The organism is Streptomyces sp. 13-12-16 (genome assembly GCF_002114215.1).
GTDB lineage: Bacteria > Actinomycetota > Actinomycetes > Streptomycetales > Streptomycetaceae > Streptomyces.
Map to the genome: position 1 here is coordinate 1 of NZ_NCTE01000425.1, position 1,313 is coordinate 1,313.

At 73.5% G+C, this 1,313-nt stretch carries 1 protein-coding gene; it reads left to right on the forward strand.

The annotated features are described in order from the left end of the window. The first annotated feature begins 115 nt into the window (after positions 1-115). Positions 116-937, forward strand: coding sequence for a TIGR03936 family radical SAM-associated protein (locus B7767_RS17540; protein WP_085573014.1), 822 nt, complete (start codon positions 116-118; stop codon positions 935-937). The last annotated feature ends 376 nt before the right edge of the window (positions 938-1,313 follow it).

Here is a 1,313-nt window from a genome sequence, read left to right on the forward strand (position 1 = left end):
GCGGGAACCCATCGGCCCGGAGACACGTACTCTTGGTAGCAGTACGACCGCTCTCACGAAGGACTGAACGACACTGGGCAAGCGACAGCCCGAAGGCCCGCCGCCCGCACCCGCGGTGCAGCGCATCCGACTGCGCTACACCAAGCGCGGCCGCCTCCGGTTCACCAGCCACCGTGACTTCCAGCGCGCCTTCGAGCGTGCGCTGCGCCGTGCCGAGGTGCCGATGGCGTACTCGGCGGGGTTCACACCGCACCCGAAGGTGTCGTACGCCAATGCCGCACCCACCGGCACGGGCAGTGAGGCGGAGTATCTGGAGATCGCGCTCACCGAGCCGCGTGACCCGGAGCGGCTCCGGGCCCTCCTGGACGAGTCGATGCCCGCGGGGCTCGACATCGTCGAGGCGGTCGAGGCCCGCACCTCGGGTCTCGCCGACCGGCTGACGGCTTCCGTGTGGGAGCTGCGGCTGGACGGTGTCGACCCCGAGGACGCCCGCCGCGCGGTGGACGCCTTCAACGCGGCCGGGACCGTCGAGGTCCAGCGCCGGACCAAGAACGGCGTCCGCACCTTCGACGCCCGCTCGGCGGTCGTGGCCCTGGAGAGTGCGGAAACGCACTTGTCGCAGCCCGACGCAGGCGTCGGCTCCACCGGAGCGGCTGACGCCGCACTCCTTACTGGGCCGACCGACCGGCCCTGTGCGATACTGCGGCTGGTTGTTCGGCACGTGACGCCTGCCGTACGACCCGACGACGTCCTGTCCGGTCTCCGCGCCGTGGCCGACCTGGCGCCGCCGGTCCCCGCAGCGGTGACCAGGCTGGCGCAGGGGCTGCTCGATGAAGAGACCGGCACGGTGACCGACCCGCTCGCGCCCGACCGCGAGGCAGCAGCGACCGAGCCGCAACCGGCCGGCGCCACTGCCGCCGCGACGGCGCCGGCGTAAGGAAGGTCCCGCGAAGGGACGGACGTCGTAAGCGCCGCCCTCGAACTCGGGAGCCACCTGGGGCGGGCAGCGCACCGACCAGAAGACTTTCGCCAGGCCGTACGCATTCGGCGTACGGAACCGGCGAGACAGGACACAGAGTGCTCCCGTGCGGCGCCCGCGCCCCGGACGGCGGCGACCGCGCACCGCGCGAGCCGCGGACGTCACCGGCATCGCCGGACCAGGTGCGGCGCCCGGGAGCCTGACGGGAGAAACGCCCGCATGCTCGAACCGATCGAGCCCACCGAGGGCTCCGAACTGAACACTCCCAGCGACACCCTGCCGCCGAGGCGGCGGCGCCGTGCCGCGTCCCGCCCGGCGGGCCCGCCCGCCGGGG